17 protein-coding genes are annotated in these 21,899 nt (G+C 63.9%); 5 read left to right on the top strand and 12 right to left on the bottom strand.

The window, feature by feature from the left end; all coding sequences use genetic code 11:
- Positions 1-67: 67 nt before the first annotated feature.
- The 6 genes from AXZ77_RS05935 to AXZ77_RS05910 all read right to left on the bottom strand — a co-directional run bounded on the left by AXZ77_RS05935 (position 68) and on the right by AXZ77_RS05910 (position 7,817).
- Positions 68-1,294 carry a glycosyltransferase gene (locus tag AXZ77_RS05935; protein ID WP_098410425.1) on the bottom strand — a complete coding sequence of 409 codons (1,227 nt, stop codon included), beginning with the start codon at positions 1,292-1,294 and terminating at the stop codon, positions 68-70.
- Positions 1,291-2,901 carry an ABC transporter ATP-binding protein gene (locus AXZ77_RS05930; RefSeq protein ID WP_098410424.1) on the bottom strand — a complete coding sequence of 537 codons (1,611 nt, stop codon included), beginning with the start codon at positions 2,899-2,901 and terminating at the stop codon, positions 1,291-1,293. The genes AXZ77_RS05935 and AXZ77_RS05930 overlap by 4 nt, the downstream gene beginning before the upstream one ends.
- Complete coding sequence (locus tag AXZ77_RS05925) at positions 2,898-4,010, bottom strand: ABC transporter permease (RefSeq protein ID WP_078546388.1); 1,113 nt, start codon at positions 4,008-4,010, stop codon at positions 2,898-2,900. Before AXZ77_RS05925 ends, AXZ77_RS05930 begins: the two co-directional genes overlap by 4 nt.
- Complete coding sequence (locus AXZ77_RS05920) at positions 4,010-5,167, bottom strand: microcin C ABC transporter permease YejB (RefSeq protein ID WP_088721872.1); 1,158 nt, start codon at positions 5,165-5,167, stop codon at positions 4,010-4,012. Before AXZ77_RS05920 ends, AXZ77_RS05925 begins: the two co-directional genes overlap by 1 nt.
- 32 nt (positions 5,168-5,199) lie before the next feature.
- Positions 5,200-7,116 carry an extracellular solute-binding protein gene (locus AXZ77_RS05915; protein WP_098410423.1) on the bottom strand — a complete coding sequence of 639 codons (1,917 nt, stop codon included), beginning with the start codon at positions 7,114-7,116 and terminating at the stop codon, positions 5,200-5,202.
- A 152-nt stretch (positions 7,117-7,268) separates the two neighbouring features.
- Positions 7,269-7,817 (bottom strand): cytochrome c family protein, encoded by a 549-nt coding sequence (locus AXZ77_RS05910; RefSeq protein WP_098410422.1) that lies wholly within the window; start codon positions 7,815-7,817, stop codon positions 7,269-7,271.
- A 204-nt stretch (positions 7,818-8,021) separates the two neighbouring features.
- Here AXZ77_RS05910 and AXZ77_RS05905 point away from each other — a divergent pair, with 204 nt between their 5' ends.
- Positions 8,022-8,879, top strand: a complete 858-nt coding sequence (locus AXZ77_RS05905; protein ID WP_098410421.1) for a prephenate dehydratase — start codon at positions 8,022-8,024, stop codon at positions 8,877-8,879.
- Between the two features lie 29 nt (positions 8,880-8,908).
- Here AXZ77_RS05905 and AXZ77_RS05900 read toward each other — a convergent pair whose 3' ends face one another.
- On the bottom strand, positions 8,909-9,376 hold the full coding sequence (locus tag AXZ77_RS05900) for an SRPBCC family protein (RefSeq protein WP_098410420.1): 468 nt from the start codon (positions 9,374-9,376) through the stop codon (positions 8,909-8,911).
- A 64-nt stretch (positions 9,377-9,440) separates the two neighbouring features.
- Positions 9,441-10,472 (bottom strand): NAD(+) diphosphatase, encoded by a 1,032-nt coding sequence (nudC, locus tag AXZ77_RS05895; protein WP_098410419.1) that lies wholly within the window; start codon positions 10,470-10,472, stop codon positions 9,441-9,443.
- A 233-nt stretch (positions 10,473-10,705) separates the two neighbouring features.
- Here nudC and AXZ77_RS05890 point away from each other — a divergent pair, with 233 nt between their 5' ends.
- The 4 genes from AXZ77_RS05890 (at position 10,706) to AXZ77_RS05875 (ending at position 15,433) form a co-directional block, all read left to right on the top strand.
- Positions 10,706-12,622 carry a 5'-nucleotidase C-terminal domain-containing protein gene (locus tag AXZ77_RS05890; protein ID WP_098410418.1) on the top strand — a complete coding sequence of 639 codons (1,917 nt, stop codon included), beginning with the start codon at positions 10,706-10,708 and terminating at the stop codon, positions 12,620-12,622.
- A gap of 174 nt (positions 12,623-12,796) precedes the next feature.
- On the top strand, positions 12,797-13,810 hold the full coding sequence (locus tag AXZ77_RS05885) for an ABC transporter substrate-binding protein (protein WP_078539657.1): 1,014 nt from the start codon (positions 12,797-12,799) through the stop codon (positions 13,808-13,810).
- 73 nt (positions 13,811-13,883) lie between these two features.
- Positions 13,884-14,672, top strand: coding sequence for an ABC transporter ATP-binding protein (locus AXZ77_RS05880; protein WP_098410417.1), 789 nt, complete (start codon positions 13,884-13,886; stop codon positions 14,670-14,672).
- A complete protein-coding gene (locus tag AXZ77_RS05875) occupies positions 14,672-15,433 on the top strand; it encodes an ABC transporter permease (protein WP_078519584.1) in 762 nt (253 codons plus the stop codon). The genes AXZ77_RS05880 and AXZ77_RS05875 overlap by 1 nt, the downstream gene beginning before the upstream one ends.
- 109 nt (positions 15,434-15,542) lie before the next feature.
- Here AXZ77_RS05875 and AXZ77_RS05870 read toward each other — a convergent pair whose 3' ends face one another.
- The 4 genes from AXZ77_RS05870 to AXZ77_RS05855 all read right to left on the bottom strand — a co-directional run bounded on the left by AXZ77_RS05870 (position 15,543) and on the right by AXZ77_RS05855 (position 21,834).
- Positions 15,543-16,643 carry a hypothetical protein gene (locus AXZ77_RS05870; RefSeq protein ID WP_141536232.1) on the bottom strand — a complete coding sequence of 367 codons (1,101 nt, stop codon included), beginning with the start codon at positions 16,641-16,643 and terminating at the stop codon, positions 15,543-15,545.
- On the bottom strand, positions 16,610-17,440 hold the full coding sequence (locus AXZ77_RS05865) for a glycosyltransferase family 25 protein (RefSeq protein WP_141536231.1): 831 nt from the start codon (positions 17,438-17,440) through the stop codon (positions 16,610-16,612). The genes AXZ77_RS05870 and AXZ77_RS05865 overlap by 34 nt, the downstream gene beginning before the upstream one ends.
- 157 nt (positions 17,441-17,597) lie before the next feature.
- Positions 17,598-20,855, bottom strand: coding sequence for an efflux RND transporter permease subunit (locus tag AXZ77_RS05860; protein ID WP_098410414.1), 3,258 nt, complete (start codon positions 20,853-20,855; stop codon positions 17,598-17,600).
- On the bottom strand, positions 20,845-21,834 hold the full coding sequence (locus tag AXZ77_RS05855) for an efflux RND transporter periplasmic adaptor subunit (protein WP_098410413.1): 990 nt from the start codon (positions 21,832-21,834) through the stop codon (positions 20,845-20,847). Before AXZ77_RS05855 ends, AXZ77_RS05860 begins: the two co-directional genes overlap by 11 nt.
- Positions 21,835-21,899 lie beyond the last annotated feature (65 nt).

The raw sequence follows: 21,899 nt of genomic DNA, 5'->3' as shown, positions 1-21,899 counted from the left end.
TTCGTGCTTTGTTCTTTTTAGGTCTCGGGGGCTGCGGAGTCGAGTCCGTCTCGCGGAAGGGCGCGTATCAGGGTGTGGCGATCGCGCCCTCGACGAAGGCGATCAGGCGCGGCAGGCAATGGGTGCGCAGGTCGTAACGCTCGCACATATGGGCGCGGGCTGCCTCGCGCATCGGGGCGAATGTCTGCGGAGTCGCAAGCCCTTCGATCAGTGCCCTCGACCAGCCGGGGATGTCGAAGAAATCCACCAGCCGCCCGGTCTGCCCGTCGGTGATCACCTCGCGCACCGGGGCGGTATCCGAGGCCACGATGGCGCAGCCGGCAGCCATCGATTCCATCAGCGACCAGCTGAGCACGAAGGGATAGGTCAGGTAGGCATGGGTGCGGCTGACATGGAGCATGTCGACGTAATCGCCGTAAGGAATACGACCGAGGAAATGCACGCGGCTCATGTCCAGCCGGTCGCGAACCTCGTCGAGGAATTTCTGTTTCCAGCTTTTGGCGTCCTTCGGCGGGGCGCCATAGCTTTGCCCCTCCTCGCCCACGATCAGCACATGCGCCTCGGGCCGCGCGGCGAGCACTTCGGGCAGCGCGCGCATGAAGGAGTGATAGCCGCGATAGGGTTCGAGCGAGCGGTTCACGAAGGTCAGAACCTCGTCGCCGGGGCGGAAGGTGAGCGTCGTTCCGGGCACCGTAAAACGCGCCTGCGGGTTCGGTGCGAGGCGGGCGCAATCGACGCCGTCATGGCAGATGGTGAGCTTGGCGCGCAGCTCCGGCGGGAAGGTCTCGGCCTGAAACTCGGTCGGGGCGAGCCCCGCATCGGCCTGCACCATCGACTGGATCAGATGGGCCGAGCGCGCGGTGGTAGAGATGCGGGTCTCGAGGCCGGGGCGCTGGAACTCCGCGTCGAAGTCCGTGTCCATGCCGGTCGTGCGATACATCAGCTCGGCATAGACCAACAGCTTCGCTTCGGGCCAGACCTCGCGCAGGAACAGCGTCTCGCCCCAGCCGGAATGGCCAAAGATCACGTCCGGCACATAGCCGTGCTTGTCGCGCAGCTGCCGGGCGGCCAGCGCAACCTTCGCCCCGCGCGCGGCGCAATCGGCGTAAAGGCGGGTGAGCCGCGAGGACATCTCGACCGGCGCGGGCTTGCGATATTTCACCACCTTCACCGGCGAGGGGCGCTGGTTCGTCTCGACCGTCAGGGCGAGAATGTCATGCCCGCGCGCGGCCAGAGCCGGTGCCAGATGTACGAACTGGCCCGGGAAGTTCTGGTGAACGAAGAGGATCTTCATGCAATCTCGGGGGTCAGCGAACTCTCCCCCAAGGCGGCCACCATCAACTGGCGGGTATAGGCGGTCTGCGGATTGGCGAAGACCTCCGCCGCGTTGCCCGCCTCGACCACGTCGCCGCGCTTCATCACCATGATCTTGTGGCTGAGCGCGCGCACCACCCGCAGGTCGTGGCTGATGAACAGATACGCGAGCCCGTGGCGTTCCTGCAGATCGCGCAGCAGGTCCACGATCTGCACCTGCACCGTCATGTCGAGCGCCGAGGTCGGCTCGTCCAGCACCACCACCTTGGGACGCAGGATCATCGCGCGGGCGATGGCGATCCGCTGGCGCTGGCCACCCGAGAATTCATGTGGGTAGCGCTCCATCATCGACGGATCGAGCCCGGTTTCCTCCATGATTTCGGCCACCATCTCGCGGCGGTTGCGGCCCGGATCGACGCCGTGGACGGTCAGACCTTCGCCGATGATCTGCTCCACCGTCATACGCGGCGAGAGCGAGCCGAACGGGTCCTGGAACACGATCTGCATGTCGCGGCGCAGCGCGCGCAGCTTGTTCGCCTGCCAGCTGGAGATGTCCTGGTTCTCGTAGATGATCGGCCCTTCGGAGGCGATGAGCCGCATGATCGCGAGCGCGAGCGTGGTCTTGCCCGAGCCGGATTCGCCCACGATGCCCAGCGTCTCCCCTGCCCTCACCGACAGCGAGGCGTCGTTCACCGCCTTCACATGGCCGATGGTCTTGCGCAGCAGACCGCGCTGGATCGGGAACCAAATTTTCAGATGCTCGGTGCGCACCAGTTCGGGCGCGTTCTCGGGCACCGGTTCGGCGCGGCCGGTGGGTTCGGCCTCCAGAAGTTTCTTCGTATAGGGGTGTTTGGGGTTGGCGAAGATGTCTTCGGTCTTCCCCTGCTCCACGATCTCGCCATGCTGCATGACGCAGACCCGGTCCGCGATGCGCCGCACCACGCCGAGGTCGTGGCTGATGAACAGAAGGCTCATGCCCATGTCGCGCTTCAGATCGGCCAGCAGCTCGAGGATCTGCGCCTGAATCGTCACGTCGAGCGCGGTCGTCGGTTCGTCTGCGATCAGCAGGTCGGGCCCGTTGGCGAGCGCCATCGCGATCATCACGCGCTGGCGTTGTCCGCCCGAGAGCTGGTGCGGGTAGTCCTGCAAACGGTCCGCCGGGTTCTGGATGCCGACCTTGTCGAGCAGGTCGATGATACGTTTCTTGGCCTGCTCACCCGTCACGCCCTGGTGCAGCGCGAGGCTTTCGCCGATCTGCTTTTCCAGCGTGTGCAGCGGATTGAGCGAGGTCATCGGCTCCTGAAAGATGAAGCTGATATCGTTGCCACGCACCTGCATCAGCTCGCGCTCGGTCGCGCCGACCATCTCGCGGCCCTCGTAGCGGATCGAGCCCTCGACCTTGGAATTGCCCCCGACCAGCGCCACGGTCGACAGCGCGGTCACGGATTTGCCCGAGCCGGACTCGCCCACCAACGCGACGGTCTCGCCCGCATTCACGGTGAAGCTCACGCCTTTCACGGCCGGGGTGAATTTGCCCTCGGAGCTGAAGGCGACCTTCAGGTTTTCGACCTCGAGAACCGGTTTCATCGGAACACCTTTCTGGGATCGAACGCGTCACGGATGCCCTCGAAGACGAAGACCAGAAGCGAGAGCATGATGGCGAAGGTGAAGAAGGCCGAGAAGGCCAGCCACGGCGCTTGCAGGTGCTGCTTGCCCTGCAGCGCAAGCTCCCCAAGCGAGGGCGCCGACGACGGCAGCCCGTAGCCCAGATAATCGAGCGAGGCGAGCGCGCCGATCGCGCCGGTGATCACGAAGGGCAGCATGGTCAGCGTCGCCACCATCGCATTTGGCAGGATGTGGCGGAACATGATCACACGGTCCGACACGCCAAGCGCACGGGCGGCACGGACATATTCGAAGTTGCGCGCGCGCAGGAACTCGGCCCGGACGACGCCGACCAGCGCGGGCCAGCCGAAGAGGATCGAGACCATCACCAGAAGCCAGAAACTTCGGCCCAGGATCGCGAAGAGGATGATGATGACGTAGAGCGCGGGTGTGGAGGACCAGATCTCCAGAATGCGCTGGAAGAACAGGTCCACCTTGCCGCCGAAATAGCCCTGCACGGCGCCTGCCGCGATCCCGATGATCGAGCCGATCCCGGTCACGATCAGCGCGAACAGCACCGAGGTGCGGAAGCCGTAGATCACCCGCGCCAGCACGTCGCGCGCGGTGTCGTCCGTGCCCAGCCAGTGATCGGCATCGGGGGCCGAGGGCGCGGTGCCCACATCGTTGATCGTGTTGTAGCTGTAGGGGATCGGCGGCCACAGGAGCCAGCCCTTCTCGATCTTCTCGCCATCGACCTCGCCCGCCTGCAGCGCCTGTTTCGCGAAGGCGTTCGGGTCGTCCGCGTCGAAGCAGCCCTCGGTGCCGCCCGTCTCGATCAGGCATTGCACGGTCGGGTCGCGATAGATCGCCTCGGTGCGGAAATCGCCGCCGAAAGCGGTCTCGGGGTAGAAGTTGTAGATCGGGAAATACAGCTCGCCGCGATAGCTCACCACGATGGGTTTGTCGTTCGCGATGAACTCCGCGAACATCGCGAGGACGAAGAGCACGGCGAAGATGATCGCCGACCAGAAGGCGCGGCGATTGGCCTTGAAGTTGCGCCAGCGACGTTGGTTGAGAGGAGACAATGCCATCAGCCGGACCTCTTCTCGAAATCGATCCGCGGGTCAACGAAGACATACATCATGTCGGAGATGATGTTCACGACGAGCGAGATCAGCCCGAACATGTAGAGCGTACCGAAGATCACCGGGTAGTCGCGCTCCACCGCCGCCTGGAAGCCCAGCAGGCCCAGCCCGTCGAGCGAGAAGATCGTCTCGACGATGATCGAGGCGCCGAAGAAGATGCCGAGGAACTGCGCCGGGAAGCCCGCGATCACGATCAGCATCGCGTTGCGGAAGACATGGCCGTAAAGCACCTTCTTTTCGGCCAGACCCTTAGCGCGGGCGGTCATCACATATTGCTTGTTGATCTCGTCGAGGAAGGAGTTCTTCGTCAGCAGCGTCATCGTGGCGAAGCTCGCGATGGTCGTGGCCGTCACCGGCAGCGCGATGTGCCACAGGTAATCGAGCGCCTTACCGATCATCGTCAGCTGGTCGAAATTATCCGATGTCAGGCCGCGCAGCGGGAAAATCTTGAAATAGCTGCCGCCCGCGAACAGCACCATCAGCATCACCGCGAAGAGGAAGCCCGGGATCGCGTAGCCCACGATGATCGCGCCGGAGGTCCAGGTGTCGAAGGGCGTGCCGTCGCGCACCGCTTTGCGAATGCCCAGCGGGATCGAGATGATATAGGCGAGGATCGTCGACCACAGGCCCAGCGTGATCGAGACCGGCATCTTGTCGATCACGAGGTTCACGACGCTCTCGTTGCGGAAGAAGCTGTTGCCGAAATCGAAGGTCAGATAGCCCTTCATCATGATCGCGAAGCGCTGCCAGGCCGGGATCTTCTCCTTGTGGCAGGCCGGGTCCGCCAGATCGGGCGTGCCGGTGAAGCCGTCATCGCAGACGATCCGCGCGAAGCCCATCTGCACTTCGAGCTGATTGAGCAGTTCCGGAGAGATGCCGCGCGCGCCCTGATAGCCGCTGTCCTCGACGCCGCCCTGGTTCTGCGTGCCCGCATCCCCGCCGCCCGAGATATTGCGCATCGAATCCGCCTCGCCCTGCACGCGGGCGATGACCTGTTCGATCGGCCCGCCGGGGACGAATTGCGTCAGCGTGAAGTTGATGATCATGATTCCCAACAAGGTGGGGATCACCATCAGCAATCGCCGCAGGATATAGGCGCCCATGTCCGGCCCTCTGCTCGTTTATCGGCGGTCGCTCAGAGTGCGCCGCTCGCTTTCAGTTTCTTGGCCTTGTCGGCGTCATACCACCAGAAATCCAGCTCTCCCAGAGCGTAGGGCGGCAAGTTTTTCGGGTGATCGTACATATCGTAGTAAGCGACCGTATAGGTGGGTTTGAACCATTGCGGCACCCAGAAGCGCAGGGCGCGCAGGCTGCGGTCCAGCGCGTGGACGCGCGGCAGCAGCTCTTCTTCGGTGTTCGCCTCTTCGACCATGCGGATCATCTTGTCGATCGCCGGATTCTTCAGCCCCATCGCATTGAACACGTCATCGGTCGAGCCCGAGCCGAAATACTGCTGCAGGTTCGAGCCGGGGATTTCGTCCTGACCCAGATGGGTGGTGATCATGTCGAAGTCGTGGCTGCGACGGCGGTTCTCATATTCGCTGTCATCGACGCGGTCCATTCTGGCGTCGATGCCGAGCGCGCGCAGGTTCTGGACATAAGGGTTGATGACACGGTCGAAGGTCTGGCTGTCGTTGAGGATCGCGACTGTCAGTTTCTCGCCCTCGGCGTTGCGACGCATCCCGTCATCGCCGACGACCCAGCCCGCCTCTTCCAGCAGCTTCGCCGCCTTGCGCATGTTCTTGCGGTCCAGCTGACGCTTGCCCGAGACCGGCTGGATCACCGCGTCGTCGGTGAGGATGCCGTCGGGCAGATCCTTGGCGAGCGGCTCGAGGATCTTCTTTTCCTCCGCCGAGGGCTTGCCCTGCGCCTGCAGCTTGGAGTTTTCCCAGAAGCTCTCGACCCGGTCATAGAGCCCGTAGAACAGCGTGTCGTTCGACCATTCGAAATTGAACGCCAGATCGAGCGCCTCACGCACGCGGAGATCGTCGAATTTCGGCTCGCGCAGGTTGATCGCGAAGCCCTGCCCCGAGGCGATGTTGCCGTTGGGCAGTTCCGCCTTCACGACCTCGCCCGTCTGCATCGCCGGGAAGTCGTAGGCGGTGGCCCAGATGATCGAGCTGGCCTCGTTGCGGAACGTGTAGGTGCCGGATTTGAAGCCCTCGAAGGCCGACTGGTAATCGCCGAAATACTCGACGCGGATCTTGTCGAAGTTGGAGCGCCCCTTGTTGATCGGAAGGTCCTTGCCCCAATAGTCGGGGTTGCGCTTCCAGGTGATCGCGCGATTGCTTTTGACGCTGTCGAACACGTACGGCCCCGAGCCGATGAAGGGCACCGGCGAGGTTTGCGACAGGTCGATATCTTCCTTCTCGAACTGCGCCTTGGAGAAGATCGGCAGCGACGCCACCGATTGGATGATATCGCGGCGCGGGTAATCGGGCTGGAACTCGAAACGGATGTGCTTGTCGTCGATCGCCTCGGCCGATTTGACCTGCTGGGCGATCACCGCGCGGAAGGAGCTCAGCCCTTTGTCGCGCAGCTGCTCATAGGAGAAGACCACATCCTGCGCGGTCAGCGGCGTGCCGTCGGAGAATTTGATCCCGTCGCGCAGCGTGAAGACGACCCAATCCTTGCTCGGCGGATATTCGAGGCTCTTGCAGAGCAGGCAATACAGCTCCCCCACCGTGTCGGCGGTACCCTCCATCAGCGATTCCAGCGGAACAGAGGACAGCGCGGCGGCGCGGCCCTGAATCGAATAGGGATTGTAGTTGTCGAACCCGCCCGGCGCCCATTCCGAGATCTCACCGCCCTTGGGCGCATCCGGATTGACGTAGTCGAGATGGGTGTAGTCGGCGGGATATTTCAGATGTCCGAGCGTCGCGATCCCGTAGGAGGTGATCGTGTCGCCGCTTTGCGTGCTGTCTTGTGCATGTGCGCCGAAGGCCAGTCCCGCCCAGATCAGACCCGCTGCAACCAGCCCGCTCAGCGCGCGCGGCGCCACCTGCGTCCAATCCGTATCAATCGCTTTACTCGCCACTCGCGCTTTTGCCATGCACACCTGCTCCCTGCTCCAAAGCGTTTTCGCGTCTGCCTAGCTAAAAGCCTAAGTGCGCAGGGAGCAAGTTACGAATCTGTAAAGCAGGACGGGAAATGCAAAAGGCCGCCCAAAGAGGCGGCCTTGAGAAGATTCGAGAGGGGTTTGCCTCAGTTCGAATGCTCTTGCAGATAGGCGATCACGTCGTTGCGGTCTTCGGGCTTCTTCAGACCGGCAAAGGACATCTTGTTGCCCGGGATGTAGTCCTTCGGGTTCTCAAGCCACGAGTTGAGCGCTTCGAGCGTCCATTCGCCGCCATGGCTCTCGAGGGAGCCCGAGTAGGAGTAGTCGCCGACTGAGGCGACCGCGCGACCGACCACGCCGTCGAGATGCGGGCCAACGCCGTTCTTGCCTTCCATCGAGTGGCAGGCCTTGCACTTGCCGAAGATCTTCTCGCCCTTGGCCGCGTCGCCGGTGCCAAGCTCGATCTGTGCGACTTCCTCTTCCTGAGCCGCGCCATCGCCTTCGTCCTCGGTCGCCAGCAGATCACCGGGGGCTGCGGACATCATGTCCTTCATCTCGTGCTCGCTGCCGCCCGAAGCGTCATGGCTCTCGCCAACGGTGTAGAGCGCGCTCGAGGCCCAGGCCGTGAGCAGGAAGAACAGCAACGCGCCCAGAAACGCGCCCGCCGCCTTGGTAAAGGTCATGGTATTGAACATGTCTCGTCCCTGATATGCGTCGTCGTCCCGCGCATCTATCCGCACAGGGACTTTCAGATCAAGGGAACTTTACCAGATGTGATCGGATTTTCAGAGGGTGGATAATGAATGACGCAGCGTGAGCCTCCCGCGCCCCGGCCCTTCCCTTCCGCGCGGGCACGGGCTAGGCAGGGCGCAAGACAAGATCAGTGCGGGGGATTGCACATGAGCCGCCAAGGACAAACGCCGAAAACCGGACGGATCGCCTTTCAGGGCGAGCTGGGCGCCTATTCGCATCAGGCCTGCCGCGACGCGCGCCCGGACCTCGAGCCTGTCCCCTGCCGCACCTTCGAGGACGTGATCGCCGCCGTGAAGAAAGGCGATGCCGATCTCGCGATGCTGCCGGTGGAGAATTCGACCTACGGGCGGGTGGCCGACATTCACCGCCTGTTGCCGGAATCGGGGCTGCATATTCTCGATGAGGCCTTCGTGCGCGTGCATATCAGCCTGATGGCTCTGCCCGGCGTCGAGATCGAGGAACTGGAAAAGGTCCGCGCGCATCTGGTGCTTCTGCCGCAGGCGGCAAGCTTCCTGTCGCGCTACGGCATCCGGGGCGAGGCGGCCGCCGACAGCGCGGGTGCCGCGGCCGAACTCGTGCAGGCGCAGACCCGCAGCGTCGGCGTGCTGGCTTCCGACATGGCCGCCGAGACCTATGGCCTCAACATCCTCGCGCGCCATATCGAGGATCACGCGCATAACACCACGCGCTTCCTGATCATGGGCACCGAGCCCGACACCCGTCCGCGCGGCGAGAAGATGATGACCACCTTCGTCTTCCGGGTCCGCAACATCCCGGCCGCGCTCTACAAGGCGATGGGCGGCTTCGCGACCAACGGCGTGAACATGACCAAGCTGGAAAGCTACATGGTCGGCGGGCATTTCACCGCGACCCAGTTCTATGCCGATGTCGAAGGTCACCCGGACGATCCGGCGCTGGCGCGTGCGCTCGAAGAACTGGACTACTTCACCAGCTATCTGGAAATTCTGGGCGTCTATCCGGCCGCCCCGGAACGCGACAGCTAAGGCGAACGCGACAGCTGAGGATCAGGGCGTCAGGCGCTTTTCTCGTGCTGACGCTCGATATCCTGGGCGAATTGCTCGATCCGCTCCTTGAAGCGGCGTTCCAGATTGCCCTTGCCGAGCTTGGCCGACTGGATCATCAGCCGCGCGCCGAGGCTGCGCGGCCTCAGGTCCAGCCCGACCTGCAGACGCGTGCGCGTCTTCGACAGATCGGTCAGATCGAAATCCATCACCGCCTCGAAACTGTTCGACACGCCCTCGTAGATGATCAGTTCCGGCACCTCGAAATGCTTCACATCGGTGATCATCTGGCGCTGCTTGCCGCGAAAGCGAAAGCCGATATCCCAGGACATGCCCGCGCCGGGTTCGCTCAGCGTATCAAGCCGTTTCAGCGTGATCCCGCGCCGCATCGCCACCCGCTCGAAGCTGCCGAAATCCGCGAGCCGCTCGAAGACGAAACCGGCGGGCGCGGAAATATCTGTGCGGGTCGACAATTTCATAAAGCGGAGTCCTCAGGGCAGATCGGAGGCCGGGGAGTGGCGCACCGTGCGCGGCAAACTGGCCTCATTCCAGCCGATCTGCAAGCCACTCGCGCATCAGCCAGCCGGCAATCGCGCCTTGGCGTGGCGCAGATATCTCAGGATCGCGCCCGGCCACCACCTGCAGCAGCCGCTCGCGGCTGATCCAGCGCGCATCGGCGATCTCGACCGGGTCGATGGTGATCTCGGTGGTGGTCGCCATGCCGCGACAGCCCAGCATCAGCGACGCCGGGAAGGGCCAGGGCTGCGAGGCCACGAGAGAGACCTCGCCCACCTCGACGCCGCTTTCCTCGAAGACCTCGCGGCGCACCGCGGCCTCCACCGTCTCGCCCGGCTCCATGAACCCCGCGAGGCAGGAATACATCGTCTCGGGCCAATGCGGGCCGCGCCCCAGGAGCAGTCGGTTGCCGTGGGTGATCAGCATGATGACCACCGGATCGGTGCGCGGGAAATGGTGCCGTTCGCAGACCGGGCAGCGCCGATGCCAGCCCGCCTGTTCGGGTTCGCTCTCGGCCCCGCAGGTGGAGCAGAAGCGATGCGTCCGGTGCCATTCCACGAGCCCGCGCGCGGTGGCGGCGATCTCCGCCTCGACCGGGCTGAGGAAACCCATCCGCCCGCGCAGTTCGGCGAAGACGATATCGTCGGGCAGATCGGGATGGCGCTGCTCGGAGGCGTCGAAAAAGGCGGCACCATCGGGTCGTTCGCCCTCGGGCTCGAAGGCCGAGACATCGCGGGAAAACAGAGCACACGCATCGTGACACCCGAGGAAAATCTCCGGTCCCGGCATCGCCTCGAGCGCCGCCTCGCCCGCGCGCAGAAGATGCAGCCCCTCGGGTCCGAACAGCGGACGCCCGCGCCAAAGCGCAACCACCCGCGCAGTTTTGCCTGCGCGCAGCTCCGCGAGCCGCTCTGCATCGCCCCGCAGATGGGCCGCGCGCTCCAACGCGCCCGGCGCTTCGGCGAAGGCCAGCCCCCGCGGATCGAGCGCAGGCCTTTGAGACAACCGGGCGGGTTGAGAATTCGGCTGTAGCGCGTCGGCGAGGGAATCGGGCGGCATGAAAAACTCCTGCGGATCGCCCTACCCTTGCCACGGGCCGCCAGCCGGAGACCAGTGCCGATCAGGTGACGCGCAAGCCAGAGCCGCCACGCGCCCTGACCTCGCAAACGCGTTACGTCAATTTAAAACTTGGCAAACGACCGACCTCTACTCTAGGTTGCGTATGGGGACACGCGACCGTCAAGAGGCGGCATTTCAACGATAAAAGGTCAATTACGGGCCAGGGGGAACTCATGGGGAAACTGTCTGACCGGGATTGGCCCGGCCAGTTTTCGGGTCAGCGCGTCACGCTCGCGCTGAGGCTTCTTGAGACGACCGATTTGCATGGTCAAGCTCGGGGCTACGATTACTTCAATGACCGCCCAGCCCCGCGCAGAGGCTTGGCGGCGCTGGCGTCGGAAATTGCGCAAGCGCGCAGCGAAGCCCCGAACTGCCTTCTGTTCGATTGCGGCGATTTTCTTCAGGGCACGCCGTTGACGCAGCTCTGGAGCGAGCCATGCAAGATCGCAGGCTGCCACGACGGCGAAAATCCGATGATCGCGGCGATGAACGCTCTGGGCTACGACGCGGCGGCGCTTGGCAATCATGAGTTCGATTTCGGGATCGGGCCGCTCGTTCAAGCGTTGGAAGCGGCGAAATTTCCCACGCTCTGCGCCAATCTGCGCGCCTCCATCGGCACGCCGATCCGCCCTTGGGCGATGCTCGAACGCCGCCTGCTCGACAGTCACGGCATGGAGCGGACCCTGCGCATCGCGGTGATCGGCGTGCTGCCGCCCCCCAGCCTCGCCTGGCTCGAGACCCGGCCCGGGGCCGAGCTTTCGACCTCTTCGCTCCTGGAGGCGACGGAGGCACAGCTGCAATTGATCCGCGCCTCGGGCGCCGATCTTGTGATCGCCCTCGCCCATACCGGGATTTCGCCCCTGCCGCCGGGCAACGAGGCATCGCAAGATCCCGAACACTCTGCCGAACGGGCGGCGCTTGCGATCGCGCGGCTCGACGGGGTCGACGTCGTGCTGGCCGGGCATGACCATCACGGATTTCCCGACGCCACACGGCCGGCCTTCGTGGGGATCGACCCCGTTCTCGGCACGCTTCACGGCAAGCCCGCGCTCAATGCGGGCGCGCGCGGCACACATCTCGGGGTGCTCGACCTCGTGCTGGAGCAGACGCAGGACGGCTGGAGACTCGCAGCGCATCGGGCGGAACTGCGCCCGGCGCAGCAAGAGACCGGGCCGGACAGCGCGGCGGTGCTTGCCGCCTCCGAGCCTGCCCATCGCCGCACGCTCGATCACATCCGCCGTCCCATCGGCACCACTGCGGAGCCGCTGCACAGCTATTTCACACAGATCGCGCCGGACCGGACGCTCGCGCTGATCAGCGCGGCGAAACAGCGCTTCGCCCGCGAACGGCTCGCCGGTCGCCCCGAGGCGGACCTGCCCCTCCTCGGGGCTGCGTCGAGCTTCAAATCGGGCGGCGCGGCGGGGTCGGCCCATTTCATCGACATCCACCCAGGCCCGCTGCGTATGAGACATGTCGACGATATCTACCTGTTCAACAATACGGTCGGCGCGGTGGAGCTGAACGGCGCGGAGCTGCGCGACTGGCTCGAGCAGGCGGCCTCGATCTACAACCAGCAGCATCCCGATGGGCAGTTGCGGATGCTCTGCGACCTCACCTTCGCGAGCTACCATTTCGACGTGATCTCGGGGATCACCTACGAGATCGACCTCTCTCAACCCCCGCGTTTCCGCCCCGATGGCAGCCTGCGACCCGCCGCGCCCGGTCGCATCCGCGACCTGCGCCATGAGGGCGCTCGGATCAGCAACACCGACCGCTTCATCGTCGTGAGCAATGATTTCCGCCTGTCGGGCGGCGGCGGCTTCAAGCGGCGGGGCCGTCCCGTTCCAATCGATCCGGAGCCGGTGCTGGTGCGCGATCTGTTGCTCGAAGAGATCGATGCGCAGGTGGGGCCGCTGCATCTCGACGCGCCACCGATCTGGCGGTTCTCTCCCTTGCCCGGCGCGCGTGCGCTCTACCATACGGGTCCCGGCGCCGCGGCCTATCTCTGCGAACTGGAACAGGCGGGGCTGCGCGCGTCTTCCGGACCGGTCGACGCGACCGGGTTTCTGCCCCTGGAGATTTTGCTCTGAGCGCTCGCCGATGCCGCGCCTAATTTTCTTGCATTCTTGCAGCACCCCGCCCAAAACTTAATCACGGAACCGTGAGCGCCCCGCCTGTTCGCATGGCGTGCGCGGTTTGAGTTTACCCCCGCGCGCCGCCGGTCAGGATCGGGGCGAAAACGGATTAACGAAGTGAGGGATATCATGCTGCACATCAAACCGGGGCTTTTCGCGGCGCTCGCGCTCGGCCTCTCGGCCACGCTGGCACAGGCCGAAACCAAGATGCCTTTCGCGCTGGACTGGAAATTCGAAGGCCCCTCGGCGCCCTATTTCCTCGCCGTGGACGAGGGCTATTATGGCGAGGCCGGGCTCGACGTCGAGATCGCAGAGGGCAAGGGCTCGCTCGACGCGATTCCGAAAGTGGCGACCGGCGCCTATCCGGTGGGCTTTGCCGATATCAACTCGCTGATGAAATTCCTCGACCAGAACCCCGGCGCACCCGTGACCGCGGTGATGATGGTCTACGACAAGCCGCCCTTCGCGGTGGTCGGCCGCAAGTCGCTGGGCGTGAACGAGCCGAAAGACCTCGAAGGCAAGGTGCTGGGCGCGCCGCCGCCGGATGGTGCCTGGGCACAATTCCCGATCTTCGCCAAGGAGACCGGCCTCGACATGGACAAGATCAAGGTCGAGCCCGTCGGCTTCCCCACGCGCGAGCCGATGCTGGCCGAGGGCAAGGTCGATGCGGTCACCGGCTTCTCCTTCTCCTCGACGCTCAACCTCAAGCGCCTCGGTGTCGGCATGGATGATCAATCGATCCTGCTGATGGCCGATTACGGCGTGGCGCTGTACGGCAACGCGATCATCGTGAACACCGATTACGCGAAAGCACATCCCGAAGAGATCACGGGCTTCATCAAAGCGACCGCCGAGGGCTGGAAAGCCGCCGTGGCCGATCCGGGCAAGGCGGTCGACGCGCTTCTCAAGCGCAACCCCGCCGCCGACAAGGATCTGGAGACCGAGCGCCTGCAGATGGCGATCGATGCCAACGTCCTGACCGATTACGTCAAGGAAAACGGCATGGGCGGGATCGACGCGGACCGCATGGCCACCGCGATCGAGCAGACGAAAACCGTCTACGAGTTCCAGAACACGCCTGACGCGGCGCTCTATTTCGACAGCGAATACCTGCCCGACGCGGCGGAGCTGAAGATCGACTGATCCGTCATCGTCTCAGGGGCGGGCGCCGCAGACGCGCCCGCCCCTTTTCTCTGCCTTCTCGCGCCGGACCCTCATGGAAAACCTTATCGACATTCGCGGCGTGACCCACGCCTATCAAACCAAGCATGGCCCCCTGCCTGTGCTCGACCATCTCGACATCCGCGTGCCGCAGGGCGAGTTCTGCGCCGTGGTCGGCCCGTCGGGCTGCGGGAAATCCACCCTCACCCGTCTGGTGGCGGGGCTGATGAAGCCCGATCAGGGCGAGGTCTGGCTGCATGGCGAGAAGGTCACCAGCCCGCGCAAGACCGTCGGCATGGCGTTTCAGAACCCGGTGATGCTGGAATGGCGCTCGATCATCGAGAACGTCATGCTGCCCTTGGAGATCGTGGCTCCGGGCATGGCGAAATCCGAGAAGGTCGCGCGCGCCGAGCATCTGCTGGACATGGTGGGCCTGAAGGGGTTCGAGACCAAGCGCCCCTCCGAGCTGTCCGGCGGCATGCGCCAGCGCGCCTCGCTGTGCCGCGCCATCGTGCATAAGCCGGATGTGCTGATCATGGACGAACCCTTCGGCGCGCTCGACAATTTCACCCGCGAGGACCTGTGGCAGACGATGCGCGATCTGCGCGCCGCCGAGCCCTTCACCGCCGTGCTGATCACCCATGACCTGCGCGAGAGCGTGTTCCTCGGCGATCAGGTCATCGTGCTCTCGGGCCGCCCGGCACATACGCAATATGTGCTGGATGTGGACCTGCCGAAGGATCGCACGATCGACATTCTCTACGAGCCGAAAGCCGTCGACATGCTGCATTTGCTGCGCGACCAGATCCGGATCGCTCAGGGCCGCGACGAGGAGATGCACTGATGGACTTCAAGAAAATCCTCACCCCGATCCTGTCGATCATCGCCTTCCTCGCGATCTGGGAATTCATCGTCTGGGCGAATGGCTGGCCGAATTACGTCATGGCCTCGCCCTCGGACCTGCCCGCCGCCTATATGCGCTACTGGAACCTGTTCCTGATCGACAGCTGGCAGACGCTGTGGCGCACCGTGGCGGGGCTTGCGATCTCGATCGTGTTCGGGACGTTCCTCGGAATGGTGATGGGCTTTTCGCGCACCGCGCGCGATGCGCTCTATCCGCTGCTGGTGGGCTTCAACGCAGTGCCGAAAGCGACCGTGGTGCCGGTGCTGGCGCTGCTGTTCATCGGCGCGCATGACTTCAACACCGTACTGATGGCCTTCATGATCTCCTTCTTCCCGATCGCGGTGTCGGTGGGGATCGGCCTGTCCACGCTCGAGCCCGAATATCGCGATATCCTCGGCGCGCTCGGGGCCTCGAAATTCACCATCTTCCGCAAGATTGCCCTACCGAAAACGCTGCCCGAGTTCTTCGGCGCGCTGAAGGTCTCGGTGACGCTCGCCTTCATCGGCACCAACCTCGTCGAGATCATCTCGCCGCATGGTAAAGGCCTCGGCGCGCTGTTCCTGTCGGGCCAGACCAACGGGGATTACCCGCTGATGTTCGCGGTGCTGATCGCCTTGGCCTTCCTCGGGATCCTGCTCTACTACGCCGTCGTCGCGCTGGAGAAGATCTTCGCAGGCTGGGCGGAGAGGCAACCGGGCTGAGGGGGCCTGCCCCCTCGGGCTTCGCCCTCACCCCCGGGATATTTTCGCCAAGGCGAAGGGGGCGCCGGCGTGAGGCAACGCCTCGGTAGAACCGGTTGAGAAGAGGTTTTCAGAGTAGCCTCTTTCTCACGCGAGATCTGATCTTGCGCACCTGCCGAGCGGCGTGTCGGTTCCACCACCGGAGTTTCAGCTTGGCGACGCCGCGCGCGGTGGCATCGACCAGCCCGTCCTGCCGCGCGGGTGCGTTCTTGCTCGCACGCAGATCCCGCAGCACAGCGGGGTCGCAATTCGCAAACAGGATATCGAACGTGTCAGGCGCGGCGCGCATGGCGACGACGAGTTTGGCGAAACCCGAAAATTGTCCGCGCCTTTTCGTTCCGTCGAGCTGGGCAAAGAGAAACGTCCGCGCGCGCACCATCGCAAGAATTTCCGTCAGCAGATCGAGGTTCGCGGCATGGCGATCCGCCAGTTCCGTCTTATGGAGTGGCTGACCCTTTGTGTCGGGAGGTTCCGCAATCGAAATGACGTGAACCCGGTCGCCCAACAGGCGCGGCGCCTGTTTCTTGACCTCGGCGCTGTCGGTGCAGATCAGCAGCCTTCGAGCCGAGAAGACCGGAGCGACGCGCTGCAAAAAGCCTTTGAAATCGGTTCGGTAGTCGGAATGACGGATATGCACCGCATCGTAATCCGCGTTCAGCGTCAGGAGCCTGCGCGCAATCTCCGAGGCGACATCCGCGCGCAGGGATAGGCGACGAAGGAGCCGGAGCGAGTCCAGACCACCGCCCGCGCGTTCCTGAACGAGCAGGGTTTCAGGGTGATCGCGCTTCAGATCCACGCTCGTGAGGGCGTTGCTCTGGGTATCGCGATGCAGCCGTGTCGCATCGTCATAGACGGCCCGATACGTACTGATGCGATGCGCCAGCGCCTCGGGCTGCACAGAATTGATCGTGTCGAGTGCCTTGCCGATCTCCGGGATCCAGAAGACGACGGGACAACCGAAAGTCTCGCGCGGCGCAAAGAGCGTCTCGAACCCCGCCTGCAGCCCCGATCGGTGGGTATCGATGATCAGGGTCCGGTCGAATGTCTCGGCATGCCGACGGGCGCGATCCAGTTGGACGAGACAGTCGTTGAAGCCACCGCAGGGACGCGCGAGCAGGTAACGCTTGCCCGGCTCGATCACGAAAGGCGTATCGTCGTCATTTTGAGCCATTTCTTCTTCCAGTAAGCGCCCCTGAGGTATTTCCGCTCATTCCGAAAACTCTGCTTTTGGCGCCTCTTATACTCCAGATGCAACTGTGTTCTGAGATCGCCAAGTGCCGAAATATCTTCGTCTCCAGTTGGATGATCGACAAGACGCGGATCCGAGCACAGCACCCCCAAGGGACGCAGATCACAGGGCCAGTCCGCCGGGGCGCGCAGAGGGATCGCGCGCTCCAGTATGAAACTGGCGGCGTGACGGTTGATCGCATAGCCGGTCGAGAGGAGAGCATTGCGCGCGAGACGCCTGAGCGTGCAGCTTTCGATCAGCAGGGAGCGCCCCATGATCCGTGGGATGCGCGCGTGGTGATGATCGAGCTGGATGAGAGGTGCTCGCTCGTAGCCGCGCTCTCTCAGGAACTGCACGAAGCCTTCGCCGAGGATCGCGTCGTCTTCGAGGACGATCGCACCGGGGAGGTCTCTGTCGAGAATGAGGCGATAAATCGCGAGATGCGAAAGGGCGCAGGCATATTCGCCGTCGGTCATTGCGCGGCCGAGATGCCTCTGGGTTCCGATGCGGTCGATGCTGGCTTCGTATTCTTCAGGCAGCCCGGCACGCCCGTCGATCGCGTCGAGGAATTCGAATGGCAGATCGAGTGCGCCTAATTGCCGAGAGATCATCTCTTTTCGCGCAGCCGCGTCAGGCAGCGAAATGACCACGATGGGCCAGTCGGTTTCGGGCAGGGTCGAGAGAGACATCGATTTCAATTCGCCCTTAGCAAATGGGGGGGAAAAGACTGCCTGCTCCACCCGAATATGTGCTTGTTTCTGGAGGAGCGACCGGGCTGCGTCAACGCTGTTGGTGCGGCCTTGCGCCGTTCGATGGGGGGAACGCCGCCCGCATATGGAAAACCGCCCGCACGAGAGAGACGTGCGGGCGGGTTTGCGTTTCAGGTCGGTGACCGGATCAGGTCTTGAAGATCCGGTAGATCGCCGGGATCACGAGCACGGTCAGCAGGGTCGAGCTGAGCAGACCGAACAGCAGCGAGATCGCGAGACCCTGGAAGATCGGGTCGGCCAAGATCACCACCGCACCGATCATCGCCGCGATCGCGGTCAACAGGATCGGCTTGAAGCGGATGGCCCCCGCCTCGATCAGTACCTCGGTCGGCGATTTGCCCTCGTGGCTGCCGTGGCGGATGAAGTCCACCAGCAGGATCGAGTTGCGCACGATGATCCCCGCCAGCGCGATGAAACCGATCATCGACGTGGCCGAGAACGGCGCGTGGAAGATCCAGTGGCCGAGCATGATCCCGAGGAAGGTCAGCGGCACCGGCGTCAGGATCACCAGCGGCAGGCGGAACGAGCCGAACTGCGCGACGACGAGGATGTAGATCCCCAGAAGCGCCACCGCGAAGGCTGCGCCCATGTCGCGGAAGGTCACCCAGGTCACCTCCCATTCGCCGTCCCACAGAAGCGTCACGTGGCTCTCGTCCTGCGGCTGGCCATGCAACGACACGACAGGTTTCTCGCCCTTGGGCCAGTCCATGTTGTTGATCGCGTCGTCGACGGCGAGCATCCCGTAGAGCGGCGCCTCGAACTTGCCGGCAAGCTCTGCGGTGACCATCTCGGCCTCGCGCCCGTTATGGCGGAAGATCGGATAGGACGCCTTCTCCTTGTCGACGCTGACCACGTCGCCCAGCTCCACCACGCCGCGCGCGCCGGGCAGGACATTGGCCGGGATCGGCGTCGAGAGCGTTGCCTCGTTCATCACCTTGTTCGACTTCGAGCGCTCCATCACGATCGGGATCGGCTGGCGCTCCTGCCCGCGATGGGAATAGCCCACCGTGGTCGAACCGTTCAGCATCCCCAGCGTGTCCCAGACATCGCCTTCGGAGACCGAGTAGAACTCCAGATCGTCGGAATTGACCGTGGCGCGCAGCTTGTCGGGCTGGATGCCGAAGCTGTTATCCACGTCGACGATATAGGGCACCTGCTTGAACGCCTTCTCGATCCGGCGGGCCGCGTCACGGCGCATCTCGGGCGTCGGGCCATAGACCTCGGCCAGAAGCGTCGCGATCACCGGCGGACCGGGCGGCGGTTCGACCGTCTTCAGGCTCGCGCCTTCGGGCAGCTTGATCGCCTTGATCTTGTCGCGGATCTCCAGCGCGATTTCGTGGCTGGTGCGGTCCCGTTCCCCTTTCGGCGCGAGCTGAAGCTCGACATCGCCCTGATTGGGCTGCGCGCGCAGGTAGTAGTGGCGCACGAGCCCGTTGAAGTTGAACGGCGCGGAGGTGCCCGCATGGGTCTGCACCGAGAGTACCTCGGGCAGCTTGGTCACGATCTCGGCCACCTGCTGAGCGACCGCATCCGTGCCCTCGACCGAGGTGCCCGCAGGCATATCGACCACGACCGAGAGTTCGGACTTGTTGTCGAAGGGCAGCAGTTTCACGGTGACATGCTTGGTGTAGAGCAGCCCCAGCGAGCCGAAGGACAGCACGGTCACGACCAGCAGGAACAGACCCGAGCGGCCCTTGGTCTTCAGGATCGGACGCGCCACGGCGCTATACATCCGACCGAGCTTGCCGCCCGCATGTTCGCCGCCATAGGCGTCGTCATCGCCGTGATGGCCATGCAGCTGCGCCTTGCCTGCAACCTTCACCATCAGCCACGGGGTGATGATCACCGCCACGAAGAAGGAGAAGATCATAGCCGCCGAGGCCACCGCCGGAATGGGCGACATGTAAGGCCCCATAAGGCCCGACACGAAGAGCATCGGCAGCAGCGCGGCCACAACGGTCAGGGTGGCTACGATGGTGGGGTTGCCCACCTCGGCCACGGCCTCGATCGCCTTGGTCACACGGCTGCCGGGCGTTTTCATCGCCCAGTGTCGCGCGATATTCTCGATCACCACGATGGCGTCATCGACGAGAATACCGATCGCGAAGATCAGCGCGAAGAGCGACACCCGGTTCAGCGTGAAGCCCATGATATAGGCCGCAAACAGCGTCAGCAGGATCGTCACCGGAATGACGACCGCGACCACGATGGATTCCCGCCAGCCGATCGCGACCAGCACGAGGCCCACGATGGAGACCGTCGCGAGGCCAAGGTGGAACAGCAGCTCGTTGGCCTTCTCGTTCGCGGTCTCGCCATAGTCGCGGGTGACCTTCACCTCGACATTGTCGGGGATCAGCTGGCCATGCAGCTCGTGCACGCGGTCGAGGATATGCTCGGCCACGACCACGGCGTTGGAGCCTGCGCGCTTGGCGATGGCGAGCGTCACGGCAGGCGAGCGCTCGATCTTGCCATTGGCGTCGCGCTGCACGTTGGAGACGATATGGTCCGAGGCGTCCGGCACATAGGAGACCTTCGCGACATCGGCCACATAGACGGGGCGGTTGTCGCGCGTGGTCAGCAGAAGGCCCGCGATCTCGGAGGGCGCGGTCAGCGTCTCCCCTGCCGAGAGGCTGATCTGCTTGCCCTCATGGCGGATATTGCCGGTATTGAAGGCGCGGTTCGCCTGCGTGACCTTGTTCGAGAGCTGCTGCAGCGTGACGCCGTAGAGCGCGAGCTTGTCGGGCTCGGGCTCGATGCGGATCTCGCTCGTGGCGTCGCCCACCAGATAGGTCAGGCCGACGTTCTGGATCTTCGTGACCTCGGTCTGCAATTCGCGCGCGACACGGGTCAGCTCGTCGCTGTCGACCTGCGCGCCGTCCTTGCCGGTCAGCGTCAGCGAGACGATTGCCACATCGTCGATCCCGCGGCCCACGATCACCGGATCGGGGATGCCTTTCGGGATCTTGTCCATATTCGCGCGGACTTTTTCATGCACGCGCAGGATCGCGGCATCCGAAGAGGTGCCGACCTTGAAGCGCGCCATCACCAGCGAGTAGTCGTCCTGCGTGCGCGAATAGACGTGTTCGACCTCGTTGATGCCCTGCACGATGGTTTCCATCGGCTCGGTCACCAGCTTCATCGCGTCCTGCGCCTTCAGGCCCGGCGCCTGCAGGTGGATATCCACCATCGGCACGGAAATCTGCGGCTCTTCCTCGCGCGGCAGCGAGATCAGCGCGACCAGACCCACCGCGATTGCGGCGAGGATCATCAGCGGCGTCAGCGCGGAGCGGATGAAGGACTTCGTGAGTCCCCCCGCGATCCCCAGCTTGACGTGGATTTCGTCGTCTTCGGGCGTCTCGGGCCCGGTGCCTTGGTTATTGCTCATCGTTCGGCACCACCGTGTCGTCGGCGTTCAGACCGGTAAGAACTTCGACCATGTCCTGGCCGTCGATATTGACCTTAACGCCCGGCACGACCGTGCGCAGATAGGTGCCGTCCGCTTCCTTCACGCGGACGAAATCGAGCCCGGTGCGGTTGAAGACATAGTCCTGCGGGATGACAATCGCGTCACGCTCGCCCATCGGCAGCTTCACCAGAAGCCGCGCGCCGACGAAGCGCGAATCCAGATCGGGCACTTCGACATCGGCCTGCACCCGACCGCCCTCGATCTCGGGGTAGATCTTGGCCAGCTTGCCCTCGATCTCCTTGCCGTCGGGATCGGTGATCATGATCGTGTCGCCCATGTGCAGCGTGTCGGCGTGGCGCTCGGGGATCGACAGACGCAGGAAGAACCCGCCACCGCCGATCGTCGCGATCGTCTCGCCGCCCATGATGACGGCGTCCTTGGTGACCGGAACGGTCACGACCTTGCCGTCGATCGGCGCGGTCACGGTGCCGAATTCCTGCTGCTGTTCATAGACTTTGCGCTGCGCTTTCTGCGCCGCGATCTGGCCCTCGTAGACATTCACCTGCGTCTGAAGCTGGTCGACATTCTGCGAGGTCGAGACGCCGCGCGCCTGCAATTCCTGCCCGCGCTTGAGCTCGGTCTTGGCGTTTTCCAGCTGCGCTTCGAGCGCATTGATCTGCGCATCGACCGCGCCGATCTGATAATCGAGCGTCTGGTCGGTGATCTTGCCGATCTCCTGACCGGCCTTGACCTCGTCGCCCTCGGTCACGTCGAGTGCGGTGATCGTGCCGGAAATCCGTGCACGCGCCGCAATCGTGTTCTTTGCCTCGACCTGCCCGTAGACAGATTTCCAATCGGTCACGACCTGCGGTTCGACCGTAATCGCCCCGTCCTGCGCCAACGCGATTCCCGGCAGGATCAACGCGGCGAATGCCAACGGCAGAAGCTTCAACGTCATCTCGGGTTCCCTTCCCTTACCGGCGCGCCCCTGCGCCTGCAATTTATATTCCGGTTATTGAATAT

The sequence above is a fragment of the Thioclava sp. ES.031 genome (genome assembly GCF_002563775.1).
Taxonomy (GTDB): Bacteria; Pseudomonadota; Alphaproteobacteria; order Rhodobacterales; family Rhodobacteraceae; genus Thioclava.
This window is presented reverse-complemented; position numbering and strand designations above follow the sequence as displayed.

Bases quoted from the DNA above. Each gene is read 5' to 3' on its own strand.
- AXZ77_RS05935 (WP_098410425.1), bottom strand. From the start codon at position 1,294: ATGAAGATCCTCTTCGTTCACCAGAACTTCCCGGGCCAGTTCGTACAT.
- AXZ77_RS05930 (WP_098410424.1), bottom strand. From the start codon at position 2,901: ATGAAACCGGTTCTCGAGGTCGAAAACCTGAAGGTCGCCTTCAGCTCC.
- AXZ77_RS05925 (WP_078546388.1), bottom strand. From the start codon at position 4,010: ATGGCATTGTCTCCTCTCAACCAACGTCGCTGGCGCAACTTCAAGGCC.
- AXZ77_RS05920 (WP_088721872.1), bottom strand. From the start codon at position 5,167: ATGGGCGCCTATATCCTGCGGCGATTGCTGATGGTGATCCCCACCTTG.
- AXZ77_RS05915 (WP_098410423.1), bottom strand. From the start codon at position 7,116: ATGGCAAAAGCGCGAGTGGCGAGTAAAGCGATTGATACGGATTGGACG.
- AXZ77_RS05910 (WP_098410422.1), bottom strand. From the start codon at position 7,817: ATGTTCAATACCATGACCTTTACCAAGGCGGCGGGCGCGTTTCTGGGC.
- AXZ77_RS05905 (WP_098410421.1), top strand. From the start codon at position 8,022: ATGAGCCGCCAAGGACAAACGCCGAAAACCGGACGGATCGCCTTTCAG.
- AXZ77_RS05900 (WP_098410420.1), bottom strand. From the start codon at position 9,376: ATGAAATTGTCGACCCGCACAGATATTTCCGCGCCCGCCGGTTTCGTC.
- nudC (WP_098410419.1), bottom strand. From the start codon at position 10,472: ATGCCGCCCGATTCCCTCGCCGACGCGCTACAGCCGAATTCTCAACCC.
- AXZ77_RS05890 (WP_098410418.1), top strand. From the start codon at position 10,706: ATGGGGAAACTGTCTGACCGGGATTGGCCCGGCCAGTTTTCGGGTCAG.
- AXZ77_RS05885 (WP_078539657.1), top strand. From the start codon at position 12,797: ATGCTGCACATCAAACCGGGGCTTTTCGCGGCGCTCGCGCTCGGCCTC.
- AXZ77_RS05880 (WP_098410417.1), top strand. From the start codon at position 13,884: ATGGAAAACCTTATCGACATTCGCGGCGTGACCCACGCCTATCAAACC.
- AXZ77_RS05875 (WP_078519584.1), top strand. From the start codon at position 14,672: ATGGACTTCAAGAAAATCCTCACCCCGATCCTGTCGATCATCGCCTTC.
- AXZ77_RS05870 (WP_141536232.1), bottom strand. From the start codon at position 16,643: ATGGCTCAAAATGACGACGATACGCCTTTCGTGATCGAGCCGGGCAAG.
- AXZ77_RS05860 (WP_098410414.1), bottom strand. From the start codon at position 20,855: ATGAGCAATAACCAAGGCACCGGGCCCGAGACGCCCGAAGACGACGAA.
- AXZ77_RS05855 (WP_098410413.1), bottom strand. From the start codon at position 21,834: ATGACGTTGAAGCTTCTGCCGTTGGCATTCGCCGCGTTGATCCTGCCG.